Annotated in this window: 14 protein-coding genes; 10 read left to right on the forward strand and 4 right to left on the reverse strand. The window is 47.3% G+C overall.

Annotated features, from left to right (window positions below):
• The first annotated feature begins 298 nt into the window (after window positions 1–298).
• The 3 genes from AC58QC_RS16790 (at window position 299) to AC58QC_RS16800 (ending at window position 2513) form a co-directional block, all read left to right on the forward strand.
• A complete protein-coding gene (locus AC58QC_RS16790) occupies window positions 299–1129 on the forward strand; it encodes an alpha/beta hydrolase family protein (RefSeq protein ID WP_497416272.1) in 831 nt (276 codons plus the stop codon).
• A gap of 20 nt (window positions 1130–1149) precedes the next feature.
• Window positions 1150–1371, forward strand: coding sequence for a YezD family protein (locus tag AC58QC_RS16795; RefSeq protein WP_497416273.1), 222 nt, complete (start codon window positions 1150–1152; stop codon window positions 1369–1371).
• A 152-nt stretch (window positions 1372–1523) separates the two neighbouring features.
• Entirely contained in the window at window positions 1524–2513 is a 990-nt protein-coding gene (locus AC58QC_RS16800; protein WP_497416274.1) for an alpha/beta fold hydrolase, read from the forward strand.
• Window positions 2514–2601: 88 nt separating this feature from the next.
• Here the strand turns inward: AC58QC_RS16800 and AC58QC_RS16805 are convergent, their stop codons facing one another.
• From AC58QC_RS16805 to fadR, 4 genes are all read right to left on the reverse strand, one after another.
• Window positions 2602–3024 (reverse strand): ester cyclase, encoded by a 423-nt coding sequence (locus AC58QC_RS16805; protein ID WP_497416275.1) that lies wholly within the window; start codon window positions 3022–3024, stop codon window positions 2602–2604.
• Window positions 3025–3266: 242 nt separating this feature from the next.
• Window positions 3267–4250, reverse strand: a complete 984-nt coding sequence (locus AC58QC_RS16810) for an electron transfer flavoprotein subunit alpha/FixB family protein (RefSeq protein ID WP_497416276.1) — start codon at window positions 4248–4250, stop codon at window positions 3267–3269.
• Between the two features lie 34 nt (window positions 4251–4284).
• Window positions 4285–5049 (reverse strand): electron transfer flavoprotein subunit beta/FixA family protein, encoded by a 765-nt coding sequence (locus AC58QC_RS16815; protein ID WP_497416277.1) that lies wholly within the window; start codon window positions 5047–5049, stop codon window positions 4285–4287.
• Window positions 5050–5113: 64 nt separating this feature from the next.
• Window positions 5114–5701, reverse strand: a complete 588-nt coding sequence (gene fadR / locus AC58QC_RS16820) for a fatty acid metabolism transcriptional regulator FadR (protein WP_497416278.1) — start codon at window positions 5699–5701, stop codon at window positions 5114–5116.
• Window positions 5702–6390: 689 nt separating this feature from the next.
• Between fadR and AC58QC_RS16825 the strand changes: the two genes are divergently transcribed.
• The 7 genes from AC58QC_RS16825 (at window position 6391) to AC58QC_RS16855 (ending at window position 18210) form a co-directional block, all read left to right on the forward strand.
• Window positions 6391–8436, forward strand: coding sequence for a (Fe-S)-binding protein (locus AC58QC_RS16825; RefSeq protein WP_497416279.1), 2046 nt, complete (start codon window positions 6391–6393; stop codon window positions 8434–8436).
• A gap of 70 nt (window positions 8437–8506) precedes the next feature.
• Window positions 8507–10900 (forward strand): 3-hydroxyacyl-CoA dehydrogenase/enoyl-CoA hydratase family protein, encoded by a 2394-nt coding sequence (locus tag AC58QC_RS16830; protein ID WP_497416280.1) that lies wholly within the window; start codon window positions 8507–8509, stop codon window positions 10898–10900.
• Between the two features lie 286 nt (window positions 10901–11186).
• A complete protein-coding gene (locus AC58QC_RS16835) occupies window positions 11187–12374 on the forward strand; it encodes an acetyl-CoA C-acyltransferase (protein WP_497416281.1) in 1188 nt (395 codons plus the stop codon).
• A gap of 68 nt (window positions 12375–12442) precedes the next feature.
• Window positions 12443–14215: an acyl-CoA dehydrogenase FadE gene (locus tag AC58QC_RS16840; protein ID WP_497416282.1), complete on the forward strand. Its 1773-nt coding sequence runs from the start codon at window positions 12443–12445 to the stop codon at window positions 14213–14215.
• Window positions 14216–14252: 37 nt separating this feature from the next.
• Window positions 14253–15923, forward strand: coding sequence for a long-chain-fatty-acid--CoA ligase (locus tag AC58QC_RS16845; protein WP_497416283.1), 1671 nt, complete (start codon window positions 14253–14255; stop codon window positions 15921–15923).
• A 53-nt stretch (window positions 15924–15976) separates the two neighbouring features.
• Window positions 15977–16393: a PaaI family thioesterase gene (locus AC58QC_RS16850; protein ID WP_497416284.1), complete on the forward strand. Its 417-nt coding sequence runs from the start codon at window positions 15977–15979 to the stop codon at window positions 16391–16393.
• Between the two features lie 215 nt (window positions 16394–16608).
• Window positions 16609–18210 (forward strand): PucR family transcriptional regulator, encoded by a 1602-nt coding sequence (locus tag AC58QC_RS16855; RefSeq protein ID WP_497416285.1) that lies wholly within the window; start codon window positions 16609–16611, stop codon window positions 18208–18210.
• Window positions 18211–18284 lie beyond the last annotated feature (74 nt).

The following is an 18284-nucleotide window of genomic DNA, read 5'->3' on the forward strand; positions in this document are numbered from 1 at the left end:
TAAAACACACCAACTTACTTGGTTTAATTAAAACGACTATAACAGCGACAGGATTATTCTGTCAATAAGTATTTCAGGAAATAATCTGGGGTGTTAGGTTTTTCTTTTTACATATAATCGTAGATAAACAAAATTGGGAATAATCCGTTGACGATGCCAAACTGGTCTTTGCAAAGTGATTGGTTAATTAAGTAAATGGAGCATTGACACCTCTCATTTCCCATGCTAATATGGATTTATATTCTAATTCCGAGTAAATGCATCAGAATAATATGAGTAATGAAAGGGAGTTACCAGCATGGAGCATGCCATCACGATTCAAAGCGACAATGTCGAGTTAGCCGCAACGTTACATTACCCTACACAGCAACCCTCAGCGGTTCAAGCCGATTGTCAGCGTTGGCCCTTAATCATCATTTGTCACGGATTTATTGGGAGTCGAATCGGGGTTGACCGGCTTTTTGTAAAGGCAGCTCGTTCTTTCAGCGCACAAGGTTATTTTGTACTTCGTTTTGACTATGGTGGCTGTGGTGAAAGTACTGGGGATTATGGTGCAGGTGGGCTAGATGTACTTATCGAACAGACTCGCCGGGTCATTGATTATGGGGTTTCCATTGATTGTGTGGATCTGAGTAGAGTTATACTACTTGGTCATAGTTTAGGTGGAGCAGCGGCAGTCTTAACTGCAGCGAAAGATCATCGTGTGAAAACACTCGTTTTATGGTCGGCAGTTGCACATCCACACAATGATATTGTACGAATCGTCGGCAAAAACGAATACGAGAAGCTGCCTCAGGGTGGTTCGATCGATCATCATGGATATAAACTGACAAGTCAATTCTTCGATTCTTTATCTCAGCATCAACCGTTTGAGCAATTACGTAAATTTACTGGTGATGTTTTTGTTGTTCATGGGACTGCTGACGAGATCATACCTGTCGATTATGCGCCTTTATATCAGAAGATATTCTGGCTTCGTAAAGAAGGTCAATGTGACATGGAACTCGTATATCAAGCAAATCATACGTATTCGACGACTTCATCAACGACAGAATTGCTGGAGAAGACAGGGAATTGGCTGAATTATAATTATAAACGAAACAATGAGTGGAATGATTGGACAATTTAAATGGACTGGGAGGCATGACGATGGCAAAACCATTGGAGCTAGATGAGATTTGGGTAGAGCGGATTAAGCAAATTTTAGATGGATTAGAATATGGATCTGTGCAAATCGTTGTCCACGATGGCAAGATTACACAGATTGATAAAACGGAGAGAAAAAGATTTGAGACGTCCGCGATCCCGCAAGCTCAAGCCACTTTGCAAGCCGTAAAATCAACGAAACAAAAAAGTAAAAACTACCTCTAAACGCGGTCGCTCATATGGGAATGGCCTCGATATCGTTTTTCTCATAGCACTTATATAGTGGCCTTCATTCCTTCGGAATGGGGGCTGTTTTCATGCGTAAGAAGACGTGTATACTAAAGAGGAATAATAGCGTAGCTTGGAAGGAGAATCTTATGCGTAAAGGGCACTTTAATTGGGAAGATGCGCAGGGAATCGATCACTATGTGTACGAGTGGCTTCCGTCGGAAGACGTGGAAGTGAAGGGCATTGTGCAAATTGCCCACGGGATGGCAGAAACAGCTGCCAGATATGAGCGTTTAGCTGCAGTACTAACGAAGAACGGGTACGCGGTCTATGCAAATGATCACTTGGGTCATGGCCAAACCGCAGGTTCATTGGACGCTGTGGGCAAGTTTGGTAAGGATAGCTTTCATGCCATGGCTGCTGCAATGGGGCAGATTACGTTGCAAATTCGTAAGCGATATGAAGATAAAGCGGTAGAAAATATGCAAAGTAATAAGCGTGATTGCCTGCCATTATTTATGCTGGGGCATAGTATGGGATCATTTTTAACACAGTACTATATGGTATCTCATTTGGAGCGTTATCCTTCTCATGTTCAGGGTATTCTGTTGTCAGGCTCGAATGGGAAAGAAGGTCCAGCGTTAAATGTTGGGATTGCGATAGCGACGATGGAAGCCGCTTTGCGAGGAGACCATTTTCGGAGCTTGATGCTGACCGCGCTTTCTTTCGGGACTTTTAACACGAAATTCAAGCCCAATCGCACGGCGTTTGATTGGTTGAGTCGTGATGAACATGAGGTTGATGCTTATATGAAAGATCCCTATTGCGGGGGTGTTTTTACATCAGGGTATTTTAGAGATTTCTTCAATGGCCTGAAAGAAATTCATCAACCCCAGCACATAAATCGCATTCGGAAGGATATTCCGATCTATATTTTTTCGGGTGAGGATGACCCGGTAGGCGGACAAGGAAAAGGTGTTCGAAGACTAATTAAAGCATATGAGAAGCTTGGGATTCAGGACATCAGCTACAAGCTGTATCCTGGTGGCAGGCATGAGATGCTGAACGAAATTAACCGGGATGAGGTTATGGGGGATATTGTTGCGAGGTTGGATAGTTGGGTTGAGTCGGGTGGATGATGAAAAAAGCTGTTCCTGTTGGCCTAGTGGCTGGTTAGGAACAGCTTTTTTGGTGTGTTGGATGATTCGAGTTGAGGACCGCATGTTGCTAGACGTTTCGTTCAAGCTGGACGCGAATGCCTTCACGATCGATCTGGATCCAATATTCGACGATACGTTCATTCTCAACACGGTATACCGCGCTGGCAATTTCAATAATAGTTTTCCCTGTGGGTGGGTAGCCATCAACGTCGCCGATATGTGTACCTGTTTGCTTCCAGCGAACATACACGCGATCTTCCTGAGCGATTAGTTCTTGCACATCTAATTGAAAGGCACCGTAAGCGGCAACCATTTCTCGCACATGATCCGCGTAGTTTGCAGGTGTACGGTGAACTGTGGTTTCATTTTCAGCCGTCATTTGATGGGCTAGAACTTGTTCGGCCATGTAGTCATGTGCCGCATCTGGCTGCTGACCAGAACGAACGAGCTGGAAAAACTGTTGGATGACTTCTTTCGGAGATAATGGCATGAGAGTAGCTCCTAACTTGGAAGTGATAGTTAGGAAGAGTGTAAGGGATTGTTGGGAGAAGTTCAAGTGGACTTAAATGATGAAAATCGACCTGAACTTCATATTTAATTCAATATCGTCGAACTATTGGGCAAATGGGGTATGAGACTGATAGATGGAGATTTACCATCCAAGTGGGGCTACGCACAAAAAATCCCGCCTCCCTTCGCTTCGCGAAAAGTTGGCGGGATCCCGCACCTGATCTACGCCAGCAGCTTCTTAAACTCCTCGGTCAGCAGCGGCACGACCTCGAACAGATCGCCGACAATGCCGTAGTCGGCGACTTTAAAGATCGGCGCCTCCGCATCCTTGTTGATGGCGATGATGACGCGCGAAGAGCTCATCCCCGCCAAATGCTGAATGGCGCCGCTAATGCCGCACGCGATGTAAATTTCCGGCGTCACGACCTTGCCGGTCTGGCCGATCTGCATCGCGTATTCGCAGTACCCCGCGTCGCAGGCTCCGCGGGAAGCCCCAACAGCGCCGCCTAAGACGGCAGCCAGCTCTTCGAGCGGCTGGAACCCATCGGCGCTGCGCACGCCCCGTCCGCCGGAGACTACGATCTTGGCTTCAGCCAAGTCGATGGCGCCGGACGTTTTTTTCACGACCTCCCGGATAATGCTGCGCAGGGAGGGAGCGGGATAGGCAACATCGATGATCGCAGCTTGACGCGATGCGTCAGGCGAGGCAGCAAGGATGTTGTTGGGTCTTACCGTAACGACCCATGGCGCGGCAGGGTCGGTAAACGCTTTCTTCTCGACCGCTTTGCCAGCGTAAAGCGGTCGCGTGAACAACACGTTATCGCCGCTGCGCTCGATAGCGGTAACGTCGGAAATCTGGCCTGCGGCGAGCGATGCCGCAGCCAAAGGTGCTAGGTCTCGGCCTATCGCCGTGTGGCCAAAATAGAGCGCATTGGGTCCAGCGACAGCAGTCACGGCCAGTAATGCACTTAGATACGCCTCCGAGCTATAGCTCTCTAGCTGAGGATCCTCAATAACATAGACGGTGTCTGCGCCGTAAGCGGCAAGCTCACCGGCCAATGCTTTCGTGCCAGCACCTCCGATCAAGACAGCAGCAAGCGTATCACCATCGGCTGCAGAAAGCTGCGCCGAACGTAAGGCTTCAAAGGATACTTGACGAAGCTTGCCACTGCGAGCTTCTGCAACTACAAGAAATTGTTTAGCCATCGTTATAGCCTCCCTAATCACTTTGTGGGTAAAGTTAGATCACTTTGGATTCATTACGCAGTGCTTGAACGAGTTCGGTCACTTGGTGGGCAAGCTCGCCTTTGAGAATGCGGCCCGATTTGCGCTCTGGCGGCAAGGAAAGGGCTAGGCGTGTTGTTTTGGAAAGAATGGCATCAGCGCCAGGAATATCATCGAGATTTAAGTGTTGAAATGGTTTTTTCTTCGCCTTCATAATACCGGGAAGAGATGGATATCTAGGTTCATTTAAGCCTTGTTGAGCTGTGAAAAGTGCAGGGAGGGGAACCTCAATCACTTCAATATCCCCTTCGGCGTCGCGATGAACAACCGCTTTGTCACCTGTAATGTCCAGCTTTGTAATCGAAGCAACATGCGGTAATCCAAGTAAAGCAGCTAGACGAATAGCAACTTGACCCGCGCCGTTATCAACAGAGAAATTACCACCAAGTAATAAGTCGACAGATTGATCTCGTAAATACGCTGCTAATATTTCAGCAATTTCGAACTCATCTCCTAAAATCCGGTCATCTGTGATCAATACAGCTTCATCTGCTCCCATGGCAAGTGCAGTTCGAAGTGCTTCAGCAGTACGATCGGGCCCTATAGAGAGGAGAGTCACTTTACCTCCATGCTCGTCACGCAGTTGAATGGCTTGCTCAACCGCATACTCGTCGTATGGATTAATGACGAATTTCACGCCATCCTCTTGAACGACGCCATTCTGTAAGACGATTTTCTCCTCCGTATCAAACGTTTGCTTCAATAATACAAAAATGTCCATGTCCAAGCTCCTTCCTGAATATACATGAAATAAGAACTTTAAATGGTGATTTTTGAAGCCATATTCATGACTCAATGCCTCTCAAGAAAAAATCAAGCGTAGGACCAACCTGAGCGGTTAATGAATATTTCTGGCCGGAAATCAGCCAAGAGGTCACGACTTCATCCATGCCTCCAAAAATAAGAAGTCTCACCAGCTTCACATCCAGATTGGAACGGAAGCTTCCATCGTGCTTTCCTTTTTCTAATATATTTTCGATGAGGATAATATATCTCTTAAGGGCAAGACCAATCTCTTTACGAAGCTCCAAATCACTTTGACGAAGCTCAATTTGCGTGAGGTAGGCCATATGAATGTTATTTTCCAGCTCGCTAAAATGAATCTCACAGATTTTGCGCAAAGCATCCTTCGCGCTCGTGCTTTCACGGACGGCAAGGTTGAATTTCTCAACGAGCTCGCCTAATTTCTCTTGAAAAAGACAAGTTAAGATATCCTCCTTCTTCTTGAAGTAGAGATAAATGGTGCCATCCGCGACGCCGGCTTCTTTGGCAATACGAGAAACTTGGGATTTATGGAACCCGTTTTCCGCAAATACCTTCATCGCGCCTTCGAGAATCGCATAATATTTGTCTGGTTTTTTGCCACTTGTCAAGGAGATCACCTCGGTGTTAGAATACAGATATTGGTGAATGAATACTCATTCATTTTCGTAATTTCATCATAAAATACGCAGTACGCCTTGTCAACGACTTATTCCGCTTAAACAGCAAGTAGGGAGGTTTGTCGGCTTACTCTTCACAATGAAGCATGTTTCTACTCTTATTTTAAAAAAAGGGACTAATGAAATTTGCTTTTTTGTGATTCATGAATGTAAGCGTTAACAAAAATGTGGAGCTCGTAGAGATTATGAAGATGGTGGAGATACGGAACGAGGTTCCGCTATTTCCAGGAAAATGAACAAAAACCTCTCGTTACGGAACGACATTCCGCTATTTAACGGAAAAGTTGCCAAATCGGAGATATTTGAGCCAAATAGCGGACCCAGGTTCCGTAACTTTGAGGTTCGATACTAATTTAGTCAAATAAGGGAATGAGGTTCCGTATCTAAGGTGTTGAAGTGAACGGTGATCTGATTTTGCGGTGTTGATAGGAATGACGTTCCGTATCCATGGTGTTGAAGTGAACGCGGTCTCGTAATTGCATCGTTGAAAGGGAATAACGTTTCGTGTCTGCTGATAATGGGATGATGTAAAACGGCTGCAGGGGATTTGCCATGCGGAATGCTACTCAGACTGCCAGCTGCCAAAGCATGCTAACTAATTAAATAAGGGAGGGTCCTCCATGACCGGTACACTGATTCAGTTTCTCCTTTTTCTGGCGGTTACGGGCTTGGCGCTCTATGGGTTCGGCCGGGTTGTGTATCACCGATATTTATATATCCAATTGGGGAAATCGGTGGATTTGAAGAAGGAAGCGAAGCTGAGACTCAAGGGGTTTGCGGTTCAAGTATTTGGCCAGACGAAGTTATTGAAGGATAAAAAGAGCGGCATTATGCATATCGTGATCTTTTATGGCTTCATAATTCTACAGCTAGGCGCGCTCGACCTAATTTTAAAAGGATTAATTGACCGAGGGTTACCTATTCCTGGTTATGAGTACTTCACTCTCATGCAGGAAGTGACGGTTGGGTTGATTGTGCTGGCCATGGGCTACGCGACCTATCGACGCTACATCGAGAAGCTTAAACGCCTTAAACGAGGCTGGAAGCCAAGTATTGTTGTGTTTTTTATTATGTTCCTGATGTTGTCAGTCGTCGTTAGCGGTGGATTTGAACGAGTGCGCGAGGGGCTCCCTGCTTCAGGCTTCGCTCCACTGACATCGATATGGGCGGCATTATTCGATGGGATGTCAACTTCAGCGGCAACAGCCCTCTTCTATGCAGGCTGGTGGATGCATCTGCTGATATTGTTATCTTTCCTCATTTATGTGCCGCAGTCCAAGCATTTTCACATTATTACCGCTCCGATCAACATTTTACTTCGACGGACGGAGCCGACAGGCAAGCTCGCATCCTTGAACTTGGAGGATGAAGATGCGGAGGAATTCGGTGTAGGCAAGATTGAGGATTTTACGCAAAAGCAGATGCTTGATTTCTACTCCTGTGTAGAGTGCGGCCGATGTACGAGCGTGTGTCCCGCTAATACGACAGGCAAGCTGCTGTCACCGATGCATCTCATTACGAAGTTACGCGATCATTTGACGGAGAAGGGCGCAGCCATTACCTCGAAGTCGCCTTGGGTACCAGCCATGGTGTTTGCACCAGAATCGACGGGGAACGCGTTGGAAGTTGAGCTTATTGGCGGCGTTATCACGGAAGAGGAGCTGTGGGCTTGTACAACCTGTAGGAACTGTGAGGATCAATGTCCAGTCGCAAATGAGCATGTGGATAAAATCATTGATATGCGCAGGCATTTGGTGCTGACACAAGGCAGTATGCCGCATGACGGTCAACGCGCGCTCCAGAACATTGAGAGACAAGGGAATCCTTGGGGAATCTCGCGCAATGATCGTGTGAAATGGGTCAAAGAGGTAGACCCTGAAGATGCTCTTGAGGTGCGAACTGTCAAGGAAAATCCAACATTTGAGTACCTGTTCTTCTTAGGATCGATGGGAGCTTACGATAATCGCAGTCGCAAAATTACACATGCATTCGTGAAACTAATGAAGGAGGCTGGTATCTCTTTTGCCATTTTAGGAAATGAGGAGAAAAATTCCGGTGACACACCGCGTCGAATGGGGAATGAATTCCTGTTCCAGCAGCTGTGTACGGATAATATTGCTACTTTTCAAAAGTACAAGGTCAAGAAAATCGTCACGACATGCCCGCATACGTACCACACGTTCAAAAATGAGTATCCCGAATTTGGCTTAACGGCCGAGGTATTTCATCATACAGAATTGTTGGATTTGTGGGTAAAAGAGGGTCGCTTGACTCCGCAATATGAGGTCAATGAGCGTATTACGTATCACGATTCGTGTTACTTAGGTCGCTATAACGAGGTGTATGAGGAGCCCCGTAATGTGTTACGGGCGATTCCAGGTGTGGAACTTGTGGAACAAGCGCGTTCCCGTGAGAACAGCATGTGCTGTGGAGCAGGCGGAGGCATGATGTGGATGGAGGAAACAGCCGGTACCCGAGTGAATGTAGCGCGGACGGAGCAGCTTCTGAGTGTCAAGCCAACGGTGATCTCCTCGGCGTGTCCATATTGTTTGACGATGGTGGAGGATGGCACGAAGCTGAAAGAAGTAGAGGAACAGGTCAAAGCGCGAGATATCGCGGAAATACTGGCACAATCGGTATTTGGACTTAATGAGAAAAGGGTATAGTGAACTGCGAAAAACTTAAGTAATGCTTACGAAGTTAGTTTTCTATCGAAAACTTTAAGGAGATGATCTCATGACAACTATTCGTACGGCAGCGGTAATCGGCTCGGGAGTAATGGGTTCCGGGATTGCTGCACATTTAGCCAATGTAGGTATTCCCGTCTTGCTACTCGATCGAGTGCCAGAGCAGCTAACGCCACAAGAGGAAGCAGTAGGTCTGACGCTTGATCATCCTAAAGTGCGGAATCGTTTTGCTGTAGGTGCTATGGAGAAGCTTGCGAAAACAAACCCTGCACCTTTGTATAGTGAAGCTTTTGCCTCCCGCATCACACCAGGGAATATCGAAGACGATTGGGCGAAGCTAAGCCAAGTGGATTGGATTGTCGAAGTCATTATCGAAAATTTGCAGGCCAAACAAGCGCTTATCGCTCGGATCGAAAAGGTGTGGAAGCCGGGTACGATCGTTTCGTCAAATACGTCAGGGATTTCTATAAATGCAATGGTCGCAAATGCAGGACCCGAATTCAAGAAACATTTCCTGGGGACTCATTTCTTTAATCCCCCGCGTTATATGAAATTATTGGAAATCATTCCAAATGAGCAGACGGACCCAGCAATCATAACTTTCATGAGTGATTTTTGTGAGAAAAAGCTTGGGAAAGGCGTTGTGCAAGCGAAAGATACGCCTAATTTTATAAGTAATCGAATTGGTACTTACGGTTTGCTGATTACTCTGCGAGAAATGCTGACCAAAGGCTATACGGTTGAAGAGGTAGATGCAGTTACAGGGCCTGCCATGGGGCGGCCGAAAAGTGCAACATTCCGTACACTGGATCTCGTTGGGCTAGATACATTTGTACATGTGGCGAACAATGTGTTTGATCTTGTGACGGATCCAGTTGAGAAGGATGTCTTCGATACGCCTGATATTTTGAAACAGATGGTAGCCAAAGGCTGGATTGGCGAGAAGCAGGGCCAAGGCTTTTATAAGAAAGTGAAAACGGCTGAAAGCAAGGAAATTCAAGCATTGAATTTAGAGACAATGGAGTACTCGGCAAGTCGTAAAATCAGCTCGGCTTCCTTAGAAGCTTCGAAACAAGCAAAGGGGACGGTCGCTAAGATTAAAGCTTTGTTAGGTGCTAAGGATCGGTACTCGGAGCTGGCGTGGAACATTTTGAAGCCTGTTTTGCTGTATGCGGCTGAAAAACGAGATGAAATCGCAGACAACATTGTGGATATCGATAATGCGCTCAAATGGGGCTTTAACTGGGATTTAGGACCTTTTGAGACGTGGGATGCGATTGGACTGAAACGATCTGTGGAACGCATGGAGGCTGAAGGTAGTACAGTGCCTGAATGGGTAAAAGCGTGGATTGCAGCCGGCCATGACAGCTTTTATGAGCGCATGGAAGGGCGAACCTTTGCCATATTGAATCAGGAGCTTCTCGAGGTGGAGTCAAGACCAGAGATTATCTCGCTAGCGGCGCTCAAACAGCAAAACAAAGTCATCCGCTCGAACAGCGGTGCAAGTTTAATTGATATTGGCGACGGCGTGGCATGCTTAGAGTTCAATTCACCAAACAACGCCATTGGCGCGGATATTCTTACGATGATTCAGCAAAGCGTCGATGAGGTGCGCAGCAACTATCGCGGGCTGGTCGTAGCCAATGAAGGGAAGAACTTCTGCGTTGGCGCCAATCTGATGCTGCTGTTAATGGAAGCGCAGGACGGCGAGTGGGATGAAGTGGATGGTATCATTCGATTGTTCCAGAACGCGATGCTGAAGCTGAAAAGACTGGATAAACCGGTTGTCGCTGCTCCTCATAAAATGACGCTCGGCGGAGGCGTGGAGGCGTGTATGCCTGCGGATCAGACGATATTCTCGGCCGAAACGTATTATGGACTCGTTGAGACGGGCGTTGGTCTCATCCCTGCGGGTGGAGGCTGTAAGGAGCTGGCATTGCTGGCCAGTCAGCAAGTGAAGGACCCCGAAGTCGATCTGCAGCCGTGGATCAATGCAGCATTTGAGACGGTGGCCATGGCGAAGGTCTCCACGAGCGGCCATGACACGAAACGTCTCGGCTATATGCGAGCGCAAGATTCCGTTGTGGTCAATCCGGATCACCGGATTTATGAAGCGAAGCAAGCGGTGCTTCGGATGGATGCGGCTGGCTATACACCGCCAGCGCAAGAGAAAATCCGTGTCGTAGGCGAGAACGGAAAGGCGGTTATGCAGGTCGGTGCGTATTCGATGCTTAAGGGCGGGTATATCAGTGCGCATGACCAGTTGATTGCGAATAAGCTCGCACATGTGTTGGCTGGAGGCAATGTACCTGCTGGGACGTTAGTGTCGGAGCAATATATGCTGGATTTGGAGCGCGAAGCCTTCTTGAGTCTATGTGGTGAGTTGAAAACGCAGCAACGGATGCAGTATATGCTCTCGAAGGGCAAGGCATTGAGGAATTAGGGGCTCTGAGGCTTCAGCTGGCAAGTTCAAGGCGAGTAGATACGGAACGTAGATCACTTATTTACGCGAAATTGGCAGTTTTCGGGGAGTTACGGAACGAGAGGACGCTAATTTCACCAAAACAAGGGAATAGCCGTGATTTCAAAGCAAATAGCGGAACGACGTTCCGCAACTTGTGGAAATCAGGTGAAATCGTTGAAATAGCGGAACCAGGTTCCGCAAAAAGCAGGAATCACGTGGAAACGCATGGGATTTTTATCCAACAATACCGAATGAGGTGAGTTCGATGAAGGAAGCCGTCATTGTATCCATAACACGCACCGCCGTTGGGCGCGCGAAAAAGGGCAGTTTCGCGCAAACGCGCGCGGAAGATCTAGGCAAGGCCGTACTCGAAGAGGCGGTACGGCGCGTACCCGGGCTCGACAAAGGGGACGTCGAGGACATCATTATTGGGTGCGCGATGCCCGAAGGCGAGCAAGGGCTGAATTTCGCCCGCACGATGTCGCTGTATGCGGGCTTTCCCGTGACCGTGCCGGCGATCACGGTCAATCGCTTCTGTTCCTCCGGCTTGCAAGCCATCGCTTATGCGGCGGAGCGCATTATGCTCGGCCACGCCGAGGTGATCATCGCCGGAGGCGTAGAGAGCATGAGCCACGTCCCGATGACGGGCTTCAAGCTCTCGCCGCATCCGCGGCTGGTCGAGACCATGCCCGAGGTGTACATGGGCATGGGGCATACAGCCGAAGCCGTCGCAACGCGCTTCGGCATCTCGCGCGAAGCGCAGGATGGCTTCGCGACGCGCAGCCATCAGAAGGCAGCGGCGGCCATCGCCGCGGGCCGCTTCACGGACGAAATCGTGCCGGTGAGCACGAGTGTGAAGGGTGTAGACGAACGAGGCAGAGCCTACGTTCGTGAGTACGTGTTTGCCACGGATGAGGGCGTTCGCCCCGATACATCCGTGGAAACCTTAAGCAAGCTGAAGCCAGCGTTCAGCTTGGGGGGGTCGGTGACGGCGGGCAACGCGTCACAAACGTCCGACGGCGCAGCGGCAGCCGTGCTGATGAGCCGCGAGCGCGCGGAAGCTCTCGGGCTGAAGCCGATGGCGACGTTCCTGTCCTTCGCGCTTTCCGGTGTGGAGCCGGAAATCATGGGGGTCGGCCCCGTCAAAGCAATTCCGAAGGCGCTCCAGATGGCAGGTATTTCCCAAGATCAAGTCGATCTCTTTGAGATCAATGAAGCCTTTGCTTCGCAGTGCGTTCATATCGTGCGCGAGCTTGGCATAGATGAAGAGAAAGTCAATGTAAACGGCGGAGCGATTGCCTTGGGTCATCCACTTGGCTGCACAGGCGCTAAGCTATCGACGAGCTTAATTTATGAACTGCAGCGCCGAGGCGGCGGATATGGTGTCGTGTCGATGTGTATCGGCGGCGGCATGGGGGCGGCAGGCGTTTTTCAAGTTCATGCTGCGGAATAGTCGCGAAATCATCCTATCGGTTTTAATTGTTCTTAATCATCATCCCAAATCATAAGGAGAGTTGACTCATGACGAACAAAGTCGTTGGCGGAAGCTTTGTCATATCGGATCTGGATTTTCATTCTATCGTAACACCTGAGGATTTTACGGAAGAGCATCGCATGATTGCCGAAACAACGCGTGACTATGTAAATGGGGAAGTTTTGCCGAATGATGAGCATCTAGAGAAGCTGGATTATGATTTGACCGTTAAACTCATGCGCAGCGCCGGTGACCTTGGGTTACTTGGGGCAGATGTACCTGAAATGTATGGCGGACTTGGCTTGGATAAAGTCAGCTCTACGATCATCAGCGAAAATTTAGCGCGTGCTTCCTCCTTTGCCTTATCGATTGGCGCGCATGTCGGGATCGGAACATTGCCCATTGTTTTCTTCGGAACACAGGAGCAGAAGAAGAAATATTTACCTGCTTTAGCGACTGGGGCTAAGATTGCGGCCTATTGCTTAACCGAACCGACTTCGGGATCGGATGCGCTGGGTGCGAAAACAACTGCACGACTTTCGGATGACGGGAAGCACTACATTTTAAACGGCTCCAAGCTTTATATTACTAACGCTGGTTTCGCAGATATTTTTATTGTATACGCCAAGATCAATGGTACGGATTTCACAGCGTTTATCGTAGAAAAAGGCGACCCTGGCTTTACGATGGGACCCGAAGAAAAGAAGATGGGGATTAAAGGCTCTTCAACACGACCGCTCTTTTTCGAAGATGTGAAAGTTCCTGTTGAAAACCTGCTCGGAGAAATCGGGAAAGGTCATCTTATTGCTTTTAACATTTTGAACATCGGACGTTATAAATTAGCTGTTGGCTGCTTAGGCGCTTCCAAGGAAACCATTGAGCTTGCTGTGAAATATGCGAATACCCGTCAGCAATTCCAGACACCGATTTCCAAGTTCCCATTAATTGGTAAAAAACTTGCGGAAATGAATATTCAAACCTACATTCTCGAAAGTATGGTGTACCGAACGACGGGTCTTTTTGATCAGATTCTCAAGGATATGGATCACACTAGTCCAGACGCAGGCAAGATTTCTGCCAAAGGTATTTCCGAATATGCGCTAGAGTGCTCCATTAATAAAGTATTTGCCTCTGAGGTTTTGGACTTTGTTGCGGACGAAGGACTGCAAATTCATGGTGGCTATGGCTTTATCCAAGAATATAAAGTTGAGCGTATTTATCGCGACTCCCGGATTAATCGTATTTTCGAAGGGACGAATGAAATTAATCGTTTGCTCATCCCCGGTACGCTGGTAAAGAAAGCAATGAAGGGTGAACTGCCTTTGCTGCAAAAAGCGCAAGAGCTGCAAGGCGAATTACTTGCTTACATGCCAGGCCAAACGTTTGAAGGCACGCTGGCGGAAGAAGCGCATCTGGTGGCGATGGCGAAAAAAGTTTTCCTCATGGTAGGCGGGCTTGCTGTTCAGAAATACGGCATGGCGCTGGAGAAGAATCAGGAAGTTCTGAGCTGTCTAGCGGATATTATGATTCAAATCTTTGCAGCGGAGAGCGGGCTGTTACGGACCCAAAAGCTGATTCACAAGCAAGGTGAAGCGAAGGCAACAAACGCGATTCAGGTCACTACCGTATTCGTGCATGAAGCTTTTGACAAAATTGAGGCATATGCGAAAGAAGCACTCAGTACGATGGAAGAAGGAGATGTGCTTCGGACTCAACTATCTATACTCAAAAAGCTGTCTAGACGCAGCAGTGTCAATACGGTGGGGTTGAAGCGTGACATCGCCGCACGTGTAATTCAGGGTGAGAAATTCATCGGATGAGTCGAGGGTGTAAGTAACCTGAAGGGGATGATTTTGTATGAGGGAGGAAAAGCCTTGGTTGCGTCATTATCCATCGGAAGTGGCGCCGACTTACGAGTACCCGAAACATAATCTAGCACGGTTGTTGGTTGATTCGGCAAATCAATTTCCCGAACGGTCTGCCTTGTATTTCTTGGGTAAAAAGCTTTCGTATCGTGAATTGCTTCATGCATCTTATCAATTTGCACATGTGTTGACAGATCTGGGGGTACGTCCAGGGGAAAAGGTATCGATCATGCTGCCGAATTGTCCTTCGGCTATCATTGCTTATTTTGGTACCTTAATGATGGGTGGAATTGTCGTTATGACGAATCCGCTTTATGTAGAGAGAGAGCTGATTCATCAGCTCTCTGATTCGGAAGCAACGGTAATTGTGACGTTGGATCTGCTCTTTGATCGTGTACAAAAGGCAAAAGCAAGGACATTTGTACGCCATGTCATCGTGACGTCGATTAAGGATTATTTACCGTTTCCGAAGAATTTGTTATATCCGATTAAAATGAAAAAAGATGGCGCCAAGCTGGATGTAACCTATGGTGATGGTGTGTATGCTTTCAAGAAATTACTTCGAGCAGCTTCCGCTGCGCCGATTTGTGTAGACGTCAATGCTGATGAAGATATTGCATTGCTTCAATACACAGGTGGAACAACGGGGCTATCCAAAGGTGTGATGCTGACGCACACCAATTTAATCGCAAATACGTATCAGACGAGTCATTGGTGCTATCAAGTTGAACCTGGCGGCGATCGTTTCTTAGGCGCCATACCTTGCTTCCATGTCTTTGGGTTAACGGTTCTACTGAATCAAGCCATGTATCGAGCGGGAATGCTCATCTTAATTCCAAAGTTTGATATTGATATGATTTTGGACACGATTCATAAATTAAAGCCTACGATTTTCCCAGGTGCACCTACCATGTATGTAGCGTTAATCAATCATAAACGGGTGAAGGAAGTTGATATTTCCTCAATCAAAATTTGTGTAAGCGGTTCAGCGCCACTGCCTTTGGAGGTTCAAGAGCGATTTGAAGCTTTAACCGGTGGTAGATTAATTGAAGGGTATGGGCTTACAGAGGCTTCTCCTGTTACGCATGCGAATCCGATCTGGGGATTTCGTAAAATCATGTCGATCGGCGTTCCATATCCGGATACGGTTACGAAAGTAGTGGATTCAGATTCTGGTGAGGAGCTGCCGATAGGCGAAATCGGCGAAATTATCATCAAAGGTCCTCAAGTTATGAAAGGCTACTGGAAGCGCGAGCAAGAAACGGCGAAGACGATCAAGGATGGCTGGCTATATACCGGGGATATGGGCCGCATGGATGAGGATGGTTTTTTCTCCATCGTGGACCGGAAGAAGGATTTAATTATTGCAGGTGGCTTTAATATTTATCCGCGTGATGTTGAAGAAGTCCTTTACGAGCATCCAGCGATTCTAGAAGCGGCTGTCGCAGGCGTTCCTGATGAATATCGTGGGGAAACCGTGAAGGCTTTTATCGTGCTAAGAGAAGGTATGTCACTCACGGAGAAAGATTTAGATGTCTGGTGTAGAGAACGATTGGCAGCTTATAAAGTACCTCGCAAGGTTGAATTCAGGCAATCTCTTCCGAAGACGATGATTGGAAAGGTGCTAAGACGTCAATTACTAGAGGAAGAAGTGAAGCAGTAAAGAGCTTTGCTATCATACGTAGGGGCAGCCCTTACAGAGAAGGAGGGAGTCCAATGGATGATGGAAATGATCGTATCATAAAGAGATTGCAGCAGCTCGCAGCAGCAGCGGAGTCCACCTTCTGGGGCTATCTGGGTTGTGAATTCGTTAGCTTGAAGGACGGGATCATCACGATTGCCTTGGAGGCAAAGTCGCATCATTTGAATCCGATTGGGATGGTTCATGGCGGCGTGACGTCCTCATTATTGGATACAGCTATGGGGATCATTGCTATGATAGCTCGGCCGGAGGAGAAGGTTGTTACGACCAATCTGAATGTGCATTTTGTGTCTCCCCTTTATGCAGGAAGACTGCTTGTGACAGCGGAGCTTGTCCATCAATCACGTAAAATGATTACGGCGCAAGGTCGTGTTGAAGACAGTGAAGGTAATCTGGGGACGATGGGGACAGGATCGTTTCGTGTGATTTAGACGAAAGCTTCGATATAAGGAGCCTTCATTACCACGAGGAAAGTGGTTGTGAGGGTTCTTTTCTATATTTGATGTCATATAATATTACATCAAATTGATATATTTCATGAAAATTTCAAAATTTCGCATCTAATGTCATGTTTTATGACGTAAATACATTGACTGATTACATAAGGTCATCCTATAATCGATTAAAAGGCATAGGGGGGAGCACGATGCATCTTACCATTCGTGAAGCGTTGGCGATTTATCCTTTAACGGAAGCAAAACTGGTCGCCGGGAAACAAGGGGAATCCCGAATCGTTAAATCTGTGAATGTTATGGACGCGCCTGATATTGCAGATTGGACGAAATCAGGTGAAATGCTGTTCACTACGGCATTCGCGATGAAAGACAGCCCGCAAGAAACGGTGAACCTCCTGCGCAAATTAAATGACCGCGGAGCCGCAGGTCTAGGGATTAAGCTCGGGAGATTTTGGACGGAGCTGCCGCAAATTGTGATGGATGAAGCGAATCGCTTACATTTTCCAATTATAGAAATGCCATTTCAATTTACATTTTCAGATCAAATGAATGCACTGTTTAATGCGGAGTATCGCCGGAATACAGAATTGCTGCAAACGGTACTTGAAAAGCAAAAGAAGCTGATGCAATTTGGCCTGAAGCAAGATAATATGCAATCGATGTTTCAGCTCGTTAGTGAGATTCTAGGGTATCCTATGGCGGTCGTCGGAGCAAGAGGTCAAATTTTATATAATACAAGTACGTGGAGTTCGGAGCAGTTAGCTCAGAATTGGCCGAGAAAACGTAAATCAGGCTGGGTGTACGCAGGGAAAGATCGCGCGTATCGCGTTGGTTTACAGCAACAGGATGATGAACCGCTTGGCCATCTATTAATCATTCCGGATGTCGTGCTGCTGGCAACTGTAGAGGAAGGTTTATTCCAGCAAGCTGCAGATATCCTAACCTTTCATATGAGTTATACGTTCCGTTCCCATGTGGAGGCTTCAGCAGAGCGGGATTTGCAGAATAACCTGATTCGGTATTTGGATAAAGGAACATCCCTTGAAGAGTTTTTGGAGCAGGCGGAAGCCAGAGGCTTATTCATCTTCACTGGAGCGTACCATTGTGTCATTGGGAAAAGTAGGAAAGAGTCGTTAGTCGCGGAAGCTGCGCATGAGAAGCTCAAAGAATTAAAGCAATATATGGAGTCGCATTCGAAATCAAGCAACCTGCGCGGTCATCATTTCATATTGAAGGATCACATGTTCTCTATCTATTCCACAACACAAGCGGATGGATTTCCAGAAGAGGAGCTATCTCAGTTGTTAAGTAAATATCAAGGGGACGCTGGCAACACATCCGATCAAGATGGCATGGTGTTCTACACCTCATCTTTGAAGGTGAAGCCAACAGCACTTCGCGAAGCGTACTTGGAATGCGGCGAGACGAGGCGGATGGCGGAGAAGCTCTGTTTGCCAGACCGCGTGCTTCATTATGAAACGATCGAATTCGCTCATCTCTTTCAACATTTGTCCTCTACGATGATGGAGGATTATTGTGCCAAGATCTTACGCCCTCTATTAGAAAAAGATCCAGAATACTCGCAAGAAATGATCCGTACACTTGAAGTGTTTATTCGCAACGACGGCCAAGTTAGTGAGGCGGCTAAGCAATTATTCATACATCGGAATACGGTTACGTATCGTTTGGAGAAAATTAGTGATCTTCTGCAAGTTGATTTCAAAAAAGTAAATGATCTATTGAAGCTGAAGGCAGTCTTCTTATTCCGTCAGTTCTTACATGTGAGATCATAGGTGAACAGAAACCCGAAGCTGCCAGTTAGGCGCGTAGGGTTTTTTTGTCGTGATCACTGCTGTTGAGGAAAGAG

The sequence above is a fragment of the Paenibacillus sp. J22P51 genome, from assembly GCF_059692215.1.